Genomic DNA, 20070 nt, shown 5'->3' with positions numbered 1-20070 from the left:
ACGGGTACTTTACCCGGCGCACAAAATAAATGATATTGCCACAATTTTAATTTTTTAATAGGCCGGCGGCGTCATGAGCCGCCGGGAACCAAAAAGACGAATCAAAACTGATGAAGCAATTTAACAGATATCTGGTAACCGCGGCGCTTCCCTATGCAAACGGTCCCGTGCACATCGGCCACCTGGCCGGGTGCTACCTGCCTTCGGATATTTACGTACGGTATCTGAGAGCCCGGAAAACAGATGTAAAATTTGTATGCGGTACGGACGAACACGGCGTTCCCATCACCATCAAGGCGATGCAGGAAGGCGTGAACCCGCAGGACGTGGTAGACAAATATTACAAGATCATCAAAGAGAGCTTCGATACCATGGGCATCTCTTTCGACATATTTTCACGCACCTCGCGCCAGATCCATCATCAGACGGCTGCCGACTTCTTTAAAAAACTCTACGACGACGGGGTTTTCGAAGAGAAGGAGTCCGAACAATATTTCGATGAAGTGAAACAGGTGTTCCTGGCCGACCGCTACATCATCGGTACCTGCCCCAAATGCGGGAACGATAAAGCTTATGGCGACCAGTGCGAACGCTGCGGCAGCTCCCTCAGCCCTGACGAGCTCATCAACCCCCGTTCCGCCCTCAGCGACGCGGTGCCCGTGAAACGTACCACCAAACACTGGTACATGCCGCTCCAAAATTATGAGCCCTGGCTGAAACAATACATCATTGAAGACCACAAAGAGTGGAAAAATAACGTGTACGGCCAGTGCAAAAGCTGGCTCGACAACGGGCTGCAAAGCCGCGCCATGACCCGCGACAGCAACTGGGGCATCAAGGTGCCGCTGAAAGACGCGGAAGGCAAGGTGCTCTACGTGTGGTTCGACGCCCCCATCGGGTACATTTCCGCCACCAAGGAACTGACCGACCAATGGGCCGATTACTGGTGCAAGGACGATACGCGCCTGATCCATTTCATCGGGAAAGACAACATCGTGTTCCACTGCATCATTTTCCCGGCCATGCTCAAGGCGCACGGCGGGTTTGTGGTGCCAGACAATGTGCCGGCCAACGAATTTCTCAACATCGAAGGCGAAAAAGTGTCCACCTCCCGCAACTGGGCCGTGTGGGTGCACGACTACGTGAAGGATTTCCCCGACCAGCAGGACGTGCTGCGGTACGTGCTCTGCTCCACCGCACCGGAAACGAAAGACAACGACTTCACCTGGAAGGATTTCCAGGACCGCAATAACAACGAGCTGGTGGCTATTTTCGGCAACTTCGTGAACCGCACCATGGTGCTGATGCACAAGCTCTGCGGTGGGAAGGTGCCGCCCATGCACGCCGCCGCCAAAGATGCGGCCGACGACGCCATTTTCGCCATGCTGCAGGAAGCGAAGGTGAAAATCGCCGAGTCCATCGAAAACTTCCGCTTCCGCGACGCCCTGTCAGAAGTGATGAACGTGGCCCGCGAAGGCAACCGTTATTTACAGGAAAAACAGCCCTGGATACTGGCCAAAACACCCGAACTGCAGGCGCAGAACCAGCAGGTGATCGACAACTGCCTGCACGTGTGCCTGCAGCTCACCGCCAACCTCGCCATCTTCATCAATCCCTTCCTGCCGTTCACGGCGCAGAAGATCTGCCACATGCTGAAGGTGGTAGACCGGATGCTGGAGTGGGAGAACGCCGGCAGCATGAAACTCGTGAGCGTGGGGTATTCCCTGCGTGCGCCCGAACTGCTGTTCAAAAAGGTGGAAGACGAGCAGGTGAAAGCCCAGGTAGATAAGTTGCATGCCGGCCTTAAACAGTCGGCCGCCGCACAGCAGGCCGCTGCCACACCGGCCGCGCCCGTGAAAGAAAAGAAAGCCGAGATCCAGTACGACGATTTCGCCAAACTGGAACTGCGCGTAGGCACCATCACACAGGCCGAAAAAGTAGAGAAGGCGGACAAACTGCTGAAACTGACGGTAGACCTCGGCGACGAGCAGCGCACCGTGGTGAGCGGCATCGCCATGCACTATGCGCCTGATGTCATTGTAGGCAAACAGGTCACACTGGTGGCCAACCTCGCCCCGCGTAAAATGCGCGGCATCGAAAGCCAGGGCATGATACTGATGGCGGAAGATAAAGACGGGCGCCTCGTCTTCGTCAATCCTTCCGAAGCCGTAGCCCCCGGCAGCGGCGTCAGCTGATCATCAATTTAACATATCGTTATACGGCATCAACCCTGCGATTCTCCGGATATCGCAGGGTTTTTTATTTGCCCCCGGCTTTCCAACGACAAAAAATGCTAAATTCATTACTCAAAAGCTGGAAAAACTATGCAAAGAAGGATCAACAAGGTTGCCGTGCTCGGTTCCGGTGTAATGGGCTCAAGAATAGCCTGTCATTTCGCCGGCGTAGGCGTCAAGGTGTTATTGCTCGATATTGTGCCGAAAGAGCCCAACGATGCGGAAAAAGCCAAAGGATTAACGACAGACCATCCGGCCGTGCGCAACAGGATCGTGAACGAAGCGCTGCAGGCGGCGATCAAATCCAATCCCTCGCCCCTGTACACCAAATCCGCCGCCAAACATATCACCACCGGGAACTTTACCGACAACATGAAAGGTATAGCCGACTGCGACTGGGTGATAGAAGTAGTGGTGGAAAACCTCGATATCAAAAAGAAAGTGTTCGAACAGGTGGAGCAGTTCCGCAAACCCGGTACGCTCATCACTTCCAATACGTCCGGCATTCCCATCCACCTGATGACGGAGGGCCGGAGCGACGATTTCAAAAAACATTTCTGCGGCACCCACTTCTTCAACCCGCCGCGTTACCTGCGCCTGCTGGAGATCATTCCCACCCCGCACACCGATCAAGCGGTGGTGGACTTCCTCATGCACTACGGCGACCTCATCCTCGGCAAAACCACCGTGCTCTGTAAAGACACGCCGGCTTTCATCGCCAACCGCGTGGGTGTGTTTTCCATCATGGCCATCTTTCACATCATGCAGCAGATGGAGCTGGGGATAGATGAGGTGGATGCGCTCACCGGCCCTGTCATCGGCCGCCCGAAATCCGCCACCTTCCGCACGGCGGACGTGGTGGGCATCGATACGCTGGTGAAAGTGGCGAAAGGTGTGGAGGAGAATTGTCCGGAGGATGAAGCGCGCGACATCATGAAGATCCCGCCCTTCCTGCAGAAAGTAGTCGACAACAACTGGCTCGGCGATAAGACCGGGCAGGGTTTCTATAAAAAAACAAAAGGCGAGGGCGGCAAGGAAATCCTGACGCTCGACCTGAAAACCATGGAGTACGGCCCCAAACAGAAAGCGAAGTTCGCCAGCGTGGAAGCTGCCAAACCCGTCGAAGACCTGAAGCAGCGCATCAAAATGCTGGCTGCTTCCGGCGATAAAGCGGGGCAGTTCTACCAGCATTTCCATGCCCGCCTGTTTTCGTATATCTCTCACCGTATCCCCGAGATCGCGGACGACCTGTACAAGGTGGACGACGCCATGAAAGCAGGCTTCGGCTGGGAAATCGGCGCGTTCGAAACCTGGGATTTGCTGGGTGTGGAAGCCGGCATCAAGAACATCACCGATAAAGGCCTCACCGTGGCCCCGTGGGTGAACGAAATGCTGGCCGCAGGGGTCAAACAGTTCTACAAGGTGGAGAACGGGAAGAAGTTTTATTACGACCTGGCCACGAAGGCCTACAAGCCCGTGCCCGGCGCGGACAGCTTCATCATCCTCGAAAACTACAGCAGCAATATTATCTGGAAAAACAGCGCCGCCAACGTATATGATCTCGGCGACGGCATTCTCGGCCTCGACTGGAAAACGAAAATGAATTCCATCGGCGGCGAGGTGCTCGAAGGGCTGCACAAAGCCATCGACCTGGCGGAGAAAGACTTCCGCGGGCTGGTGATCGGCAACGACGGGGCCAACTTTTCCGCCGGCGCCAACGTGGCCATGATCTTCATGCTGGCGGCCGAGCAGGAATACGACGAGCTGGACATGGCCATCCGGCTGTTCCAGCGCAGCACCATGCGCATCCGTTATTCCTCCATTCCCGTGATCGTGGCGCCACACGCGCTGACGCTGGGCGGCGGTTGCGAAATGAGCCTGCATGCAGACAAGGTGCAGGCCGCGGCCGAAACCTATATCGGCCTGGTGGAGCTCGGCGTGGGCCTCATCCCCGGCGGGGGCGGCACCAAGGAACTGACGCTGCGCGCTTCCGACGAATACGAAGAAGGCCGCATCGAAATGCCCATCCTCCAGGAAAAATACCTCACCATCGCACAGGCCAAAGTATCCACTTCCGCGCAGGAAGGGTTCGAGCTGGGCATCCTGCGGCCGGGTGTGGACGATATCAGCTATAACCAGAGCCGCGTGATCGCCGACGCCAAGGAAAAAGCCATCGAGCTGGCCAACGAAGGGTATACCCGCCCCATCGAACGGACAGACATCAAGGTGATGGGCCGTTCCGCCCTCGGGGCCATGCTGGCCGGCGTGAACGGGATGAAATTCGGGAACTACATCTCCGAGCACGACGCCAAAATAGCCCAGAAGCTGGCCTACGTAATGTGTGGCGGCGACCTGAGCGAACCTACCCTGGTGAGTGAACAATACCTGCTCGACCTCGAAAGGGAGGCTTTCCTCAGCCTTTGCGGAGAGCGTAAAACGCTGGAAAGGCTGCAAAGCGTCATAAAAACAGGTAAACCGCTGCGTAATTAGTTATATATTGCATTAATTTTAATATCATTTCATTGGAACAGCAGCAACAAATTCTATCCCTGCACCAGATCTCGAAGCGCTACGGGGCCATCCAGGCTTTGAACGATGTGTCATTTTCCGTGCCCCAGGGCAGCGTATTCGGGGTACTGGGACCTAACGGCAGCGGCAAAACCACGCTCCTCGGCATTATCATGGACGTGCTGAAGGCCAATGCCGGCACTTACAGCTGGTTCGGGCTGCCCCCGCACGAAGACCAGCGCAAGCGCATCGGTTCCCTGCTCGAAACCCCCAACTTCTACCACTACTATTCCGCTGCGCGCAACCTGCAGATCACCGCAGCCATCAAAGGCCGCGGGGCCGACGATATCGAGCGCGTACTGAAACTGACGGAACTGTGGGAGCGAAGAGATTCCAAATTCAGCACGTTTTCGCTTGGCATGAAACAACGCCTCGCCATCGCGAACGCCCTGCTGGGCGGCCCCGAAGTGCTGCTGCTCGACGAGCCCACCAACGGCCTCGACCCGGCCGGCATCGCCGAAATACGCGAGCTTATCCGCAAGCTCGGCCAGGAAGGCACCACCGTGATCATGGCGAGCCATCTGCTCGATGAGGTGGAGAAAGTATGTACCCACGTGGCCATTCTCAAAAAAGGCGTATTGCTCACTTCCGGCCATGTAGACGAAGTGCTGGCCGCTGAGGATATGATCGAAATGGGCGCGAACGACCTCGCCAGGCTGGAAGACGTGCTCAGGAACCTGCCCGGCCTCAAGTCGATCCGCCGGCACAACGGCAGCTTCCAGGTCGTGCTCGAAGACAGCCGCTCCGCCGAACAGATGAACCGCTACTGTTTCGAGAACGGCATCACGCTGAGTTACCTCGCCGTTAAACGCAAAAGCCTCGAAGCCCGTTTCATCGAGCTCACCAACTGATCTTTCACCCACCTTAATTTTTTTTTCGCATGATACAGTTATTAAAAATAGAGTGGTTGAAAGTGAAGGCCTACCGCACTTTCTGGATACTCATCTCCATATTCACCGCTGCCGCCCCGTTGCTTTGCTCCGCTTACCTGAGCATCAACAAACAGGTGCTGGCGAAATTGCCGTTCGGGGGAACGCCGTTCGCATTTCCCCAGGTATGGGAAACCGTAGCCTGGCTGACCAGCTTTATGACGCCGGTGATGGGCATCCTGCTGCTCATCCTGCTGACGAACGAAAACAACTTCCGGACCATCCGGCAGAACATCATCGACGGCTGGAGCAGAGACCAGTTCATTGCCGCCAAGTTCGGCGTGATGATCGGGATGGTGCTGTACATCACCCTGCTGGTGGTGCTCACCGCGCTGGTATTCGGCATGCAGCATGGCGGCGACGCATCGCAGAACCTGCACATCATCCTATGGTCCGCTTTGCAGAGCCTCACGTACCTGTCCGCCGCATTTTTCCTGGGCACCTTCATGAAACGCTCCGGCATCGCCATCGCCATTTATGTGTTCTACTGTTACGTGGGTGAGTTCATGGCCGCCGGGCTGCTCGATTTCAAAGTGAAGTTCCACCTGGGCGGCTTCCTGCCCATGGAAAGCACGGACAGGCTGTTACCCGGAGAAGGAAAGATTTTCAGGAAGCTGATGGAGCAGGCCCCACCGCCCGACGTAAGCGTGTACATCCTGACGGCGTGCGCATATATAGCGCTGTTCTGCTTTCTCAGCTGGCGTAAAATGAAGAAGGCCGACCTTTAACGGTTGTTTATATAAATGTTAATGCGAGGAATTGTAAATCGCAGCATGTAAATTTGTTGATAAAAGTAAAATGGTGAAGCAACAGAAGCTGATACTGGTAACGAACGACGATGGCATCACCTCGCCGGGCATACGAACGCTGATCGAAGCGGTGAAGATGCTGGGCAGGGTAGTGGTAGTGGCGCCCGACAGTCCGCAGTCGGGAAAAGGCCACGCGATCACGCTGGGTTTTCCGCTGCGCCTGAGTGAAGTGAACATTTTTGAGGGCATCGAAGCCTGGACCTGTTCCGGTACGCCGGTAGACTGTGTGAAGCTGGCCCGCGACAAAATACTCGACCGCGTGCCCGACATCTGTGTGAGCGGCATCAACCACGGGGCCAACCATTCCATCAACATTATCTATTCCGGCACCATGTCGGCCGCCATGGAAGCGGCGATAGAGGGTATTCCCTCCGTAGGCTTCTCCTATCTCAACTATTCTTACGAGGCCGACCTCAGCATCTGCCGGCAGGTAGCGCACGACGTCACCAAAAAGATGATCGAGACGCCGTTGCCGCCGCATACGCTGTTCAATGTCAATATTCCCGACGTGGAAGCATCGCAGTACAGGGGCATCCGCCTCTCCCGCCAGGCCAACGCCAAATGGGTGGAGGAGTTCGACGAGCGCCGCGACCCGACGGGCAAAAAATACTACTGGCTCACCGGTGAATTTAAAAACCTCGATGCCGGTGAAGATACAGACGTGTGGGCGCTCGACAACGGGTACACCTCGCTGGTGCCCGTACAGTTCGACCTCACCGATTTCCGATTGAAGAAAAAGCTGGAAGATGAATGGAGCTTCCAGGCCTAATCCTATTGCCATGTTGAAACAAGACAAATTATCGCTGGGCATCCTGCTGGGTTTTCTGACCCCCGGCATTGCTTTTTTTATTTATTACCTCGGTGTTTTTCTTCCCCGTGATCTGAGTCTTGCCGATTTTTTCGTAATGCTGAAAAACAACAAACAGCTCATCCCGAAGATCATCAGCATCTGCCTGCTGGCCAACGGCCTGGTGTTTTACCTCTACACCCGCAAACGCCGCGATCTCACTGCGCGCGGCATTTTCCTCATCACATTATTGTACGCAATCGTTATCTTGCTGCTTAAAATTATCTGAGCGGAAGGAATGAAGCCGGCATGGCGCCGTCCGGACGCTGAAAGATCAACTGATAACGGATGAAATACTACATCATAGCCGGCGAAGCCTCCGGAGACCTGCACGGCAGCAACCTCATCAAACAGATCAGGCAGCTCGACGCTGCGGCCGATATCCGTTGCTGGGGCGGCGACCTCATGGAGCAGGCCGGCGCCACCGTAGTAAAACATTACCGCGACCTGGCGTTTATGGGCTTCATCGAAGTGGTGATGAACCTGCGCACGATCTTCAAAAACATCGACGCCTGCAAGGCAGACATACAGTCCTGGAAACCCGATGTGCTCGTGCTGATCGACTACCCCGGCTTCAACATGCGCATCGCCGAATGGGCGAAGCAGCAGGGGCTCAAAGTGGTGTATTACATCAGCCCGCAGGTGTGGGCCTGGAAAGAAGGCCGCGTGAAAAAGATCAGGGAGTACGTCGATAAAATGCTGGTGATACTGCCGTTTGAAAAAGACTTTTACCGCAAGTGGGACTATGAAGTGGAATACGTGGGCCATCCGCTGATCGAGGCCGTGAAGGTCGCACAGCCCGCGCCGCCTTTTTCCGATAAACCCATTATCGCCCTGCTGCCCGGCAGCCGCAAGCAGGAAGTCAAGGAAAAACTGCCCGTGATGCTGTCGATGGCGAAATATTTTCCCGAATACCAGTTCATCATGGCCCAGGCGCCCAGCCTCGACGATAGTTTCATCCGCCCTTTCACCGAAGCGTACCCCAACGTATCGGTCGTGAAGAACCAGACGTACCAGCTGCTGCTGCAGGCTTCCGCCGCGCTGGTCACCTCCGGCACCGCCACGCTCGAAACCGCGCTGTTCGGCGTTCCCGAAGTGGTGTGTTACAAGGGAAGCCCCGTTTCTTATTTCTTCGCCAAATACCTGATCAAGGTGAAATACATTTCGCTGGTGAACCTCATCATGGACAAACCCGTGGTGAAGGAACTGATCCAGCATGACTTTACCGAAGAAAACCTCCTTAAGGAGCTGACCCTTCTGCTCAAAGACGAAGCCCGCCGCGGGCAGATGCAGGCCGATTACGCCGTGCTGTGGACCCTGCTGGGCGACGGCACCGCATCGCGCAAGGCCGCCGAAGCCATCGTGGGCGCGGTTAGCGCCTGATCAGCTTGATAATCAGAATAATGATAGCGATGAGGAAAAGGATGATCGAGATCCGGTTCATCCCGTGCATCAGTTTGATGTTGGTGTTGACGGGATCGTTCGGGTCCCTTTTTTTGATGTAGAGATATTGCAATATCTGGCGCCAGATGCTTTTCATGGTGGGGTAAACTTAATGAATTTGGGGGGAATGCCACTGATTACAATGTAAATGGTTTGCAAGGTTATTGTCCGTATTTTTACGGACTATGAGGAATTTATTGAAAAGCTTGCTGCTCGCCGCCCTGGCGACGCCTGCTTTTGCACAGACAAACAGTGAACTGAAGGGGAACTGGGAGTTCCGCCGTACCGACGAAAACATCTGGAGAACCGCTACTGTGCCAGGCACGGTGCATACCGACCTGCTGGCCCACCGCCTCATTCCCGACCCGTTCCAGGGCGCGAATGAAAAAGGGCTGCAATGGATCGATAAAAAAGACTGGGAATACCGCTGCTCTTTTGATGTAACGGGGGCCCAGCTGCAGCATGATGCATTGTCGCTCGACTTCACCGGCCTCGATACCTATGCCGATGTGTACCTGAACGACGCGCTCATCCTGAAAGCGGTGAACATGTTCGCGGGGAAAGAAGTGGCCGTGAAACCGCTGCTGAAGGCGGGAAAAAACCAGCTGCGCATTCTCTTTCACAGTCCCGTCGCGTATGATATGCCGAAGTTCCTGGAGAGCCGGCTCGTATATCCAGCGGGCAACGACGCCAGCGACATTCCCCTGAGCATCTTCGCGCGCAAAGCGCCTTACCATTATGGCTGGGACTGGGGCCCGCGCTACGTTACCAGCGGCATCTGGCGCCCGGTATACCTGAAGGCGTGGAACAAGGTGCAGCTCGCCGACAGCTGGCTGCGCCAGGAATCGCTGAACAGCGAACAGGCGAACCTCAATGCCGCGCTCACGCTGAACGTGCAGGAGGCAGGCACTTACCGCCTGCTCGTCGTACACGAAAAAGGCACTGCCGCCATCAACCATACGCTGACCGCCGGCACACAAACCGTCAACATTCCTTTCACCATCCGGAAACCGGAGCTCTGGTGGCCCAACGGGCTGGGAGCGCAGCGGCTGTACAATGTTACCGTGGCCGTGATGCAGGGGAAAGACACGCTGCAAAAACAAGAGCAGCGCATCGGGCTGAGAACGGTGACGGTGAAGAACGAAAAAGACGCGCAGGGCACCAGTTTCACGGTGATGGTGAACGGCCACCCCGTGTTTATGAAAGGCACCAACTACATCCCATCGGATAATTTTTTACCCCGTGTTACGCCGGAGCGTTACCGCAAGATGTTCGCCGACATGCAGGAATCGAACTTCAACATGGTGCGTGTGTGGGGCGGCGGCATTTATGAAAACGACCAGTTCTACGACCTCGCCGATGAAAAAGGCATCCTCGTATGGCAGGATTTTATGTTTGCCTGCACGCTGTATCCTTCAGACACCGCTTTTTTGCGGCAGGTGAAAGAGGAAGCGGCCTACAACATCCGGCGGCTGCGCAACCATGCGTCGCTGGCGCTGTGGTGCGGCAATAACGAAGTGGCCGTGGCCATCAAAAACTGGGGCTGGAAAGACGGTTACGCCTATTCCGACGCACAATGGGCATCGATGCTGAAAGGATACGAAACATTGTTTGGGGAACTGCTGCGGGATGAGGTGAAGACCCACGACCCCGGCCGCTTTTATTTCCCTTCGTCGCCGATCAGCAACTGGGGCAGGAAAGAAGACTTTTCGCACGGCGACAACCACTATTGGGGCGTATGGCACGGCATGGAATGGTTCGAAGCCTTCGCCACGCATGTGCCGCGGTTCATGAGCGAATACGGTTTCCAGTCGTTTCCCGACATCCATACCGTTCGCCGCTATGCGGACAGCAGCCAGTGGGACATTCACTCCTTCGTGATGCAGGCCCATCAGAAGAGCTTCACGCGGGGCAATGCGGCGATCAAAACTTACATGGACCATTATCATCACCAGCCGAAAGACTTTCCGGCGTTCCTCTATCTCAGCCAGGTATTGCAGGCCGAAGGCATGAAAACGGGGATGGAAGCGCACCGCAGGGCCATGCCGTTCTGCATGGGCTCGCTGTACTGGCAGTTCAACGACTGCTGGCCCGGCGCATCGTGGAGCGGCATCGATTATTTCGGGCGCTGGAAGGCGATGCAGTACTTCGTGAAAAAAGCCTACAACCCGCTGCTGGTAAGCACCGTGCAGGACGGTGGGAGCGTATCCACCTACATCGTGAACGACCATCTCCGCAACGAATCGCTGCTGCTCGACATGCAGTTGACAGACCTCGACGGCCGCGTGCTATGGGAAAAACAAACGCCCGTGACCGCCAAAGCGAACACCAGCGCCGTGCAGCACAGCATCCGCCGCGATGCGCTGCTCAAAGGCGCAGACAGCACAAGGGTAATATTGTACACCAAACTGCTAAAGAACAACAAGGTATTGAGCGATAATGTGTTTTATTTTGCTGCATCCCGCCAGATGCCGCTTCCCGCAACGGAAGTAGGCGTAACGGTGGAGGACAATAAAGGGGCCGTTACGCTGAAACTGAAAAGCAGCCAGCTGGCGCGAAACGTTTACCTGCTGCTGGATGGCGATGCAGACAGCCACTTCTCCGACAATTATTTCGACCTGCTGCCCGGCCGCGAAACGACGGTGACGGTGCAAACGAAACTGACGGCGGAAGAAGTGAAAAAACAGTTACAGGTGCAGCACCTGGCCCTTGCTTACAAAGTTGAAAAACAGTGACAATATGAAAAAACTAACGCTGGCAGGCTGCCTGTTGATGGCCGGCCTTGCCCTCAAGGCGCAGCACGAGCCTTACGTGAAAGAAACCGACCCGCAGGTGCTGCAGAAGCTGGAAGAATGGCAGAACTGGAAATTCGGCCTGATGATGCACTGGGGTACTTACTCCCAGTGGGGCATCGTGGAATCGTGGAGCCTCTGCCCGGAAGACGAAGGCTGGACCCAGCGCAAACCCGCCGGCATCCCCTATTACGAGTACGTGCAGAAGTACGAAGCCCTCGCCAACACGTTCAACCCGGTGAAGTTCGACCCGGCCAGATGGGCCGCCGCCGCCAAAAAAGCGGGCATGAAGTACATGGTGTTCACCACCAAACACCACGACGGTTTCAACATGTTCGATACCAGGCAATCGAATTACAAGATCACCGCCCCGAACGTACCCTTCAGTAAAGACCCGCGCGCCGACGTGACGAAAGCCACCTTCGAGGCATTCCGGAAAGAAGGCATCCGTATCGGCGCTTATTTCTCCAAACCCGACTGGAACGTGGATTCTTACTGGTGGCGTTATTTTCCGCCGAAAGACCGCAATCCCAGCTACGACCTGGCCAAATATCCCGAGCGCTGGAAACAGTTCCAGCAGTTCACCTACAACCAGATCGAAGAGCTGATGACCGGCTACGGGAAAGTGGACATCCTGTGGCTCGACGGCGGATGGGTGCGGCCGCTGAGCATGCAAACCAAAGAATCGCTCTCCTGGAGCAAAACACCGCCGCAGGACCAGGACATCAACATGCCCGCCATCGCCTCGATGGCCCGCAAACACCAGCCCGGCCTGATCGTGGTGGACAGGAGCGTGCACGGCCCGTATGAAAACTACCGCACACCGGAGCAGCAGATCCCCGAAAAGCCGCTCGACTATCCCTGGGAAACCTGTATGACCATGGGCGGCTCCTGGTCGTACGTGCCGGACGATCAATACAAACCCGTGAACACCATCATCCACAACCTGGTAGACATCATCGCCAAAGGCGGCAACTACCTGCTCAACATCGGTCCCGGCCCCGACGGCACCTGGCACGATGAAGCGTACCGCAAGCTCGACAGCATCGGCGCGTGGATGCAGGTAAACGGCGAGGCGATTTACGACACCCGTTCCGTGGCTCCGTACAAAAGCGGTAAAGTATGTTTTTCGCAAAAGAAAGACGGTACCGTATATGCGATCTACCTGCTGGAACAGGGAGAAGCCGTGCCCGCCGAAATCCGCTTCAGCGGCTTCGCACCGCGCAAAGGCGCGGCGATGAACGTGGTAGGGGACAAGAAGAAGTTAAGCTGGAAAAAAGTGCAGAACGAAATAGTGGTGCAACTGCCTGCGGCGCTCGCTCAAAGCGGCCGCCAGCATGCGGTGGCGATCCGGATCAAATAAGAAGACACAACACATAACAAAGCGGGCTGACTTTTCAAAGGTCAGCCCGCTTTGTTTTTATCTTCTTCCCGCATCTTTCACCCACTGCCCGAAGTTGAGCGTAACGCCCATGGTGACGGACACCGGCTGGAAATAATCGTTCACGTTGTAGTTGTTGTACTGCTCGTCGTTCAGCGGAACGGAGAACAGCAGCTGGCCGTACCATTTGATATACCGGTAGCCCGCGCGCACGGTAAAGGTGGGCTCGAAGAAAGGCACCGCCCTGTCGCCGAGGCGCATGAAGTTGGCGCGGCGGTCCGGGTCGTTTTCGAATGCTTTCGGGCCCATGGTCTGGCTGTTGAATTTCACCAGGGAGAAGCGCGAGGTGAAGGCCGCTTCCACTACTTTATGCGCCAGGCCGAAGCTGGGCTGCACGAAGAATTTGGTGAAGCGGGTGCGCAGCTGGTACTCCGTGGCCGCCGTGCCTTCCGGGGCTTCATTATACGCCCCGTCGAGCGTTTTGAAGGCGCCCTGCCCGAAGCCGGCATATACGTCGAATACGGCCCTCTTTTTGGAGTCTACGGGTTTGAAGAAACCCACGCCGCCTTCCAGTACGCCGCCGCGGGTGTTGCGGTCCACGAACAGGTCGTCGTTATCCGTATTGTTGCTGTTATCGCTGTAGAACCAGTTGCGGTATACATACTGGCCGTTCACCATTACGGCGATGTTGTCTGTAATGGCATAGGCGGCCTGCCAGTTGGAAAGGGACAGGTTGGCTTTGAATTCGTTCTTTTCTTTCAGTAACGGCACGTTGACCTGGTTGGGCACGTAAATGTCCCGGCTGCAGGAAACCAGCGCAAGCACAGGCAGGGCCATCAGAAAAAGGTGGACTTTTTTCATAGTAAAGTTGTTGTAGGTTTTGTGATGCTTACCGCGCAGAAGATTCGCGTGGAATAAGCTCTACTTCAAATACGAAATTTTTGGTGACTTTGATTTTTTCGTCCTTGTTGATCAGCTGCACGAGTGTTTCCACCGCCTTTTCGCCCATCCGGTAGCCCGATTGTTCGATCGTGGTCAGGGAGGGGCTGATGATGCGGGAGGAGAGGTCGTTGGAATAACCGACCACTTTCACCTGTTCCGGCACTTTTACGCCTTTCTTTTTGGCTTCCTGGATAAATGCCACGGCGGAGGAGTCGTTGGCCGCAAAAAGCCCGTCCGGGATGTTGCCGCCGGCAAAGATCTGCCGGGCCGCTTCCGCGCCTGCGTCGAGGGTGAGGTTGTGCACGTACACCAGCGATTCGTCGAAGGGGATCTTGTATTTGGCCAAAGCCGCTTTGTAACCCGCCAGGCGTTGCTGGTAGAGGTTGCAGGTGAGTACGCCGGCATAGTGCGCAATCCTTTTACAGCCCTGCTGGATCAGGTGTTCGGTGGCCAGGAAACCGCCTTTGAAATCGTCGCCCGTAATGGTGTAGCCGGGGAAGTCGAGCGGAACGCGGTCGTAAAAAACAAGGGGGATATTATTCCTGATAAATGGAGAGAAATGGTCGAAGTTGGTGGTAAACATGGAGGATACCGCCAGGAGGCCGTCTACGCGCAGGGAAAAGAAGGTATGCACCAGTTCTTTTTCCATGGCCACGGTTTCGTCGGACTGGCCGATCACGATGCTGAACCCGTACTTGTGCGCTTCGTGCTGGATACCGCTGATGGCGGTGCTCTGGAAGTACATGCTGGTGCGGGGCACGATGAGGCCGATGATGTTGGAGCGTTTTTTCCGCAGGCTGGACGCTATCCAGTTGGGCACATAATTCATTTCCGCGGCCAGTTCCTGCACCTTGCTGCGGGTTTCCTCGTTGATGAGCGGATTGTTCTGCAAAGCCCTTGATACCGTGGAGGCGCTCAGGCCGAGCGCTTGCGCTATATCGTAGATGGTGATCTTATTGGTGTTCTGTCGATCTTTCACGTTAGAGGATGAATAATGTAGGGCGATATTAAGAAAATTTATTGATAGGTGTATTTTTGCGCCCGGCGAAACATCCGGCCGGTATTTTCCACCCGGCCGGTCAAAAGCCGGCTTATCACGAATGAAACACCGCATCAAACGAACGTATCGCATCGCCCGCTATGTGATTTACCGGGAAACGCTGGTAGACCAACGCGACATGGCCTGGTCGTTTACCGGGGCCTTCCTCGGCGTGGGCCTCATCGGGCTGCTCAATCATTTTTACCTGCCCGCGAAGGATAATCTTTTCGTGCTCGGCTCTTTCGGCGCCTCCGCGGTGCTGATCTACGGGCATACCCAAAGCCCGCTGGCGCAGCCCCGCAACGTGATCGGCGGGCATGTGCTGAGCGCTGCCGTAGGCGTTACCATATGTACCCTCATCCCCTGGGCCGACTGGGAATGGCTGGCCGGCGCGCTGGCGGTGGCCAGCTCCATCGTGGTGATGCAGCTCACCAAAACGATACACCCGCCGGGCGGCGCTACGGCACTGCTGGCGGTGGCCGGCAGCGCCAAGATCAGGGCGCTCGGGTTCTGGTATGTGCTCTCGCCCGTGGCGACCGGCGTGTTCCTGCTGCTGCTGGTAGCTTTTATCGTGAATAATATTCCCGGCAACAGGAGTTACCCGGCGAGAGGGAAGTGGTGGTGATGCCTTGCCGGTGACGGCGGATGTGATGCGAAAATAATATTACCCGGAGATCGTGCGCATGGCGGAAGCCGGCGGTTCGAGGGCGATGAAGTGGCTTTTAGGCCGTTGATAAACAATGCTTTACGGGAGCCTCTCCAAAGCCTCCCCGCACCAAAAGCGTAGCAAGAGCATAGCTGAAGCATAGATGAAGCGTAGATACCTGCGTATGCAATTGTGTTGCAATTTCAGGAAAATGGGGTACGGAGATGTACTATTTAAACCAGAGGCATGTAACGCCGGGGATCGCTGGATCAGAAGGTCTCCGGATAAAAAGACGAAGAATTAGCCCCGGGAGGAAGTATCAAAAATAAAAGTGGGCCTGAGCATCGCATAAAAGATACCCGGATAAAAAAGGGGCTGTATCGCATTGATACAGCCCCTTTTGTTTTTATGATACGGAAACCGGATTTATTTCTTCGGTTCCAGCTGTTCGGTGATTCTTTCTGCAAGGTCTTGCAGGTGGTAACGGCTCATGGCGTCAGCCGCACCGGCGGCAGCTGCGCGCACCTCGCTCCGCAGCGACACCAGGTAGGCGCGGCCTACGCTGGACACGTCGGATTTGGTGGGGTTCGGGAACATGCTTGCAAAAGCAGGCGGCAAACCGGCCGGCAGCTCGGGCGCTTTCATCAGGTTGCCGAGGGCCGTTACGTAAGCCTTTTGCAGGTTACGGCGGTAGATGTCGATCGGTTTGCGGGTCGACAGTTCGCTGAACACTCCTTTCTTCAGGTCGCTCATATACTCGGTTACCGTGTAGGTATTGCTGTTGAGGGCTTCCGCGTTCACCAGTTTGTTCAGCGTGCCTACGCTCAGCAGGCGGCCGAGCACGGCTTCCTGGCGGCTGAGGATGATGGTGGCGGCATTGCCGTTGATGCGGGTGAGGATGTCTTTATCGATCAGCCAGGTAGGCGTCGTAAAGAGCTGCGCCTGCAGGAACTGCACCGCTTCCTTCTGGGTGGCTTTCGGTACGGTTTCGTACACCGCGCCGGATTGCTCAACGGTTTTCGGCGTTTCGTAGATGCCGGCTACGTTTTTGGCCACGTGGCCCATGTAGCGGGAATACTGGCCGATCACTTCGCTGTAGAGCTCGCTCAGGGTACTGTAGCCTTCATTGTCCTGGCGGGTCCAGGCCATGAGGTTGGGCATGATGCGCTGGAGGTTCTTAACGCCGTAAGCGCTGGCCTTCATGGCGTTGTCGCCAAGGTCTTCGTTCTGTGAACGGGGATCGTCCGGATTGGTTTCCGTACCGAACCAGAATTTTTTATCCTGCAGGCGGTTGATGGTCCACTGGTTGAGGGTAGCCCTTTCGCTGTCCGCATCTTTGCCGGGAATGGCTTTGTAACCCCATTCGATGGCCCATTTGTCGTAGTAGTTGATGCGGGGGTAAAGGTCCGCGCCGGTGATGCCGTCTCCCGGCTGCGCCACGTAGTTGAAGCGGGCGTAGTCCATGATGGAAGCGGCGTGGCCGTTCTTTTTCACCCATTCCCTGTCGCGCAGTTTCTCAACCGGGTAGGTGGAGCTGGAACCGAAGTTATGGCGCAGGCCGAGGGTGTGGCCTACTTCGTGTGACGATACGAAGCGGATGAGCTCGCCCATCAGTTCGTCGTCGAACTGCATTTTACGGGCGCGTTCGTCGTTCGGGGACGCCTGGATGAAGTACCAGTTGCGCAGCAGGCGCATTACGTTATGATACCAGTTGATGTGGCTTTCGAGGATCTCGCCGGAGCGCGGGTCGTGCACGTGCGGGCCGGAGGCGTTGGGCACTTCGGAGGGTTTGTACACGATGGCCGAGAAGCGAGCGTCTTCCAGGCTCCAGGTGGAGTCTTCCGCAGGGGTGGGGGCCATCTTGGCGTAGATGGCGTTTTTGAAGCCCGCCTGTTCGAAGGCCGATTGCCAGTCGTTCACACCCTGGATGAGGTATTTACGCCATTTCGCCGGGGTAGCCGGGTCGATGTAGAAGACGATCGGTTTTTTGGGTTCCACCAGTTCGCCTTTGCGGAATTTCTCCATGTCTTCCGGCTTCGGCTCCAGGCGCCAGCGGGTGATCATGGTGAGGCGTTTCACGCTTTGTGGGTCAGCATCGAAGTCGGTGAGGCTGGTGGCGAAGAAACCCACACGCGGGTCGAAGTAGCGCGGCTGCATGGGCACCAGGGGCAGCAGCACCAGGGAGCTGTTCAGTTCCACGGTAGCGAAGCCGCCGCCGGTGGGGGGCATGCCCGGCATCGGGGAAGAGCCGCTTTTGGTGTAGGTTTTCACCGTTTTGATCTCGATGTTTTCCGGGTACGACTTCACGTCCTGGATGTAAGATTTATCCGCCTGCGGCATGCCCAGTTTGATCTGCGATTTGAGGCTTGCGTCGAAGAACAGGATGTCGTTATCGCCGCTGATATAATCCGTGAAATCCAGTACCGAACCGTTGTTCCCTTTGGAGAACGCTTTAACGTCGAACGACGCCACGATCGGCTGGATGTTGGAGTTCATCACGGAAACATACATCGGCTGGGTGGAGTCTTTCGATCTTTCCGCGAAGGAGATGTTTTTGAGGAAGATGCGGTTGTTCGGGCCTTTCTCGAAGCGGATCACGTTTTCGTTGATCTGGTCGCCGCCGAATCCGAACATGCCCACGCGCATGCCTGCGGCGGCTTTGGACATACGGCTCACCACGAGGATGTCTCGGCCGAGGAGGTTATCCGGTATTTCCACGAAAAATTTATCGTCCTGTTTGTAGACGTTGAACATCCCCGAGTCCGCTTTCGCTTTGGGGGTGATGATCTCAGCAAACTTTTTCGGAGCTGCTTTCGGAGGGCCGCCGGGGCCGGCCATGGGCGGGCGGGCGGTGGTATCTTTGGCAGGGGCGGCGGCAGGTACGGGATTCTTATCCTTTTTCTTACGCTGGGCAGTGGCTGCAGCGGTTGTGAGCAAACAGGTTGCACATAACACACCCGCAACAGCATGGGTAAATTTGCGCTGTAAATGCATGGGAATAGTGTTGGTTTATTTGATTTTGACAGATTTTAGTTGCGGCAAAGAAAGGGGAAAGGTTGATAAAAAATCGTTAAAATCCATAAATGCGCCAAAAGATGTTAAGAGCGGAAATAAAAAGCCGTAAATTGCTCAAATGAGCTGGTAGCAGGAGGGAAACTGAATTTTAAAAATTTAGTTGGAACATTTGAAAATTTTCTTAAATTGTGCGTCCAACTTTGAAAAAAAATCAATCGATTTCGGTTGCCACGGACTACAAAGTTGGAGAGGACAGTTAGAACAATATTATTCTTTTTGTTTATTTAAGTGTTTGCTCAACAAAATGTGAAGATGGAAAAGCCCCACAGGTGGGGCTTTTGAAGGGTTGGTTAAATTTTTTGGGTGACACTTGTTTTTTTGAGTTAGGCTTATAACTTTGCGAATCACTGGTTATGAGCCGCTAAGGGCGTGAATTTGGAACAGACAATCGATCTAAATCTTATTACTAACAAACAAACAGTTTAATTTTTAACACTAAAATTCAATCAACATGGCTGAGACTAAAACAACTGTGACTGCAGCTGCTGCCAAAACCTCTTCACATCAGGCAAAAAAGTCGTCCAACTTGTTTGCTTTGCTGGCTGTGCCCATTTGCATCGCCATTGCTTATGTATTTTTCTATCTCGTATTGGGTAATCCTGACAACTTCCAGGGCGGCAATCCTGACAATCACCCTGTTGAGGAAGGTATCGGCAAATGGTTCGGTACTGTTTACAAAGGAGGTCTCATCGTACCGATTCTGATCTCAGTATTGTTGATCTGTCTGACTTTCGTAATCGAGCGTTTCCTGTATCTGGCAAAAGCCAAAGGTAAGTTCAGCGGCGCTGAGCTGGTACGTAAAGTACAGTACCACCTGGCTAACAAGAATGTTGACGCGGCCCTGGCTGAGTGCGACAAACAGAAAGGCTCCGTAGGTAACGTAATCAAAGCCGGCCTGAAAAAATACAAGGAAATGATCGGTAACACCGAGCTGGATACCGACCAGAAAATCCTGTCCATCAAAAACGAAATCGAAGAAACCACTGCGCTGGAACTGCCGATGATGGAGAAAAACCTCGTGTTCCTGTCTACCATTGCTTCCGTAGCTACCCTGCTGGGTCTGTTCGGTACGGTACTGGGTATGATCAAGGCGTTCGCGGCGATGTCTTCCGGTGGTGCACCCGATTCTGCCCAGCTGGCTCTTGGTATCTCCGAGGCGCTGATCAACACGGCACTGGGTATCGGTACTTCCGCTGTGGCAATCATCATGTATAACTACTTCACTACCAATATCGACAGCATCACTTACGCGATCGACGAGTCTGGTTTTACTTTAACGCAGAGCTTCGCTGCAAATCACAAATAATTTTCGTAAATTATCTGTGGAATTAGTGCAGAATTGAATCTTATAAGTGAACCAAATTA

At 55.0% G+C, this 20070-nt stretch carries 15 protein-coding genes; 11 read left to right on the top strand and 4 right to left on the bottom strand.

What is annotated here, in order from left to right; genetic code table 11:
- Positions 1–110 precede the first annotated feature (110 nt).
- The 7 genes from metG to lpxB all read left to right on the top strand — a co-directional run bounded on the left by metG (position 111) and on the right by lpxB (position 8770).
- Positions 111–2195, top strand: a complete 2085-nt coding sequence (gene metG / locus EGT74_RS04610) for a methionine--tRNA ligase (RefSeq protein ID WP_181954730.1) — start codon at positions 111–113, stop codon at positions 2193–2195.
- Positions 2196–2324: 129 nt separating this feature from the next.
- A complete protein-coding gene (locus tag EGT74_RS04605; RefSeq protein ID WP_123845353.1) occupies positions 2325–4724 on the top strand; it encodes a 3-hydroxyacyl-CoA dehydrogenase/enoyl-CoA hydratase family protein in 2400 nt (799 codons plus the stop codon).
- A gap of 32 nt (positions 4725–4756) precedes the next feature.
- Positions 4757–5653, top strand: a complete 897-nt coding sequence (locus EGT74_RS04600) for an ABC transporter ATP-binding protein (RefSeq protein WP_246008118.1) — start codon at positions 4757–4759, stop codon at positions 5651–5653.
- Between the two features lie 29 nt (positions 5654–5682).
- Entirely contained in the window at positions 5683–6459 is a 777-nt protein-coding gene (locus EGT74_RS04595) for an ABC transporter permease (protein WP_123845352.1), read from the top strand.
- A gap of 70 nt (positions 6460–6529) precedes the next feature.
- Entirely contained in the window at positions 6530–7309 is a 780-nt protein-coding gene (gene surE / locus EGT74_RS04590) for a 5'/3'-nucleotidase SurE (RefSeq protein WP_123845351.1), read from the top strand.
- Positions 7310–7319: 10 nt separating this feature from the next.
- Positions 7320–7616 (top strand): hypothetical protein, encoded by a 297-nt coding sequence (locus EGT74_RS04585; RefSeq protein ID WP_123845350.1) that lies wholly within the window; start codon positions 7320–7322, stop codon positions 7614–7616.
- 59 nt (positions 7617–7675) lie between these two features.
- Positions 7676–8770, top strand: coding sequence for a lipid-A-disaccharide synthase (gene lpxB / locus EGT74_RS04580; protein ID WP_123845349.1), 1095 nt, complete (start codon positions 7676–7678; stop codon positions 8768–8770).
- On the opposite strand, the gene EGT74_RS27000 is transcribed toward lpxB, so the two are convergent.
- Positions 8760–8927 (bottom strand): DUF6728 family protein, encoded by a 168-nt coding sequence (locus EGT74_RS27000; RefSeq protein WP_181954729.1) that lies wholly within the window; start codon positions 8925–8927, stop codon positions 8760–8762. The genes lpxB and EGT74_RS27000 overlap by 11 nt on opposite strands.
- A gap of 88 nt (positions 8928–9015) precedes the next feature.
- Here EGT74_RS27000 and EGT74_RS04575 point away from each other — a divergent pair, with 88 nt between their 5' ends.
- Both EGT74_RS04575 and EGT74_RS04570 read left to right on the top strand, forming a co-directional pair.
- Positions 9016–11565, top strand: a complete 2550-nt coding sequence (locus tag EGT74_RS04575) for a beta-mannosidase (protein WP_123845348.1) — start codon at positions 9016–9018, stop codon at positions 11563–11565.
- Positions 11566–11569: 4 nt separating this feature from the next.
- Positions 11570–12985: an alpha-L-fucosidase gene (locus EGT74_RS04570; RefSeq protein WP_123845347.1), complete on the top strand. Its 1416-nt coding sequence runs from the start codon at positions 11570–11572 to the stop codon at positions 12983–12985.
- A 57-nt stretch (positions 12986–13042) separates the two neighbouring features.
- Here the strand turns inward: EGT74_RS04570 and EGT74_RS04565 are convergent, their stop codons facing one another.
- Positions 13043–13864, bottom strand: a complete 822-nt coding sequence (locus EGT74_RS04565; protein WP_123845346.1) for a hypothetical protein — start codon at positions 13862–13864, stop codon at positions 13043–13045.
- A gap of 28 nt (positions 13865–13892) precedes the next feature.
- Positions 13893–14924, bottom strand: coding sequence for a LacI family DNA-binding transcriptional regulator (locus EGT74_RS04560; RefSeq protein WP_158618005.1), 1032 nt, complete (start codon positions 14922–14924; stop codon positions 13893–13895).
- A 121-nt stretch (positions 14925–15045) separates the two neighbouring features.
- Between EGT74_RS04560 and EGT74_RS04555 the strand changes: the two genes are divergently transcribed.
- On the top strand, positions 15046–15609 hold the full coding sequence (locus EGT74_RS04555) for an HPP family protein (RefSeq protein WP_123845344.1): 564 nt from the start codon (positions 15046–15048) through the stop codon (positions 15607–15609).
- 447 nt (positions 15610–16056) lie between these two features.
- Here the strand turns inward: EGT74_RS04555 and EGT74_RS04550 are convergent, their stop codons facing one another.
- The gene (locus tag EGT74_RS04550) at positions 16057–18567 is read right to left on the bottom strand and encodes a zinc-dependent metalloprotease (protein ID WP_246008117.1); all 2511 of its coding nucleotides are present in this window, start codon (positions 18565–18567) and stop codon (positions 16057–16059) included.
- Between the two features lie 589 nt (positions 18568–19156).
- On the opposite strand from EGT74_RS04550, the gene EGT74_RS04545 reads away from it, so the two are divergent.
- Positions 19157–20011, top strand: a complete 855-nt coding sequence (locus tag EGT74_RS04545) for a MotA/TolQ/ExbB proton channel family protein (protein WP_123845342.1) — start codon at positions 19157–19159, stop codon at positions 20009–20011.
- The last annotated feature ends 59 nt before the right edge of the window (positions 20012–20070 follow it).

Source organism: Chitinophaga lutea (assembly GCF_003813775.1).
GTDB lineage: Bacteria > Bacteroidota > Bacteroidia > Chitinophagales > Chitinophagaceae > Chitinophaga > Chitinophaga lutea.
The sequence above is the reverse complement of the archived record's forward strand: the minus strand, read 5'-3'. Positions and strand labels throughout refer to the sequence as shown.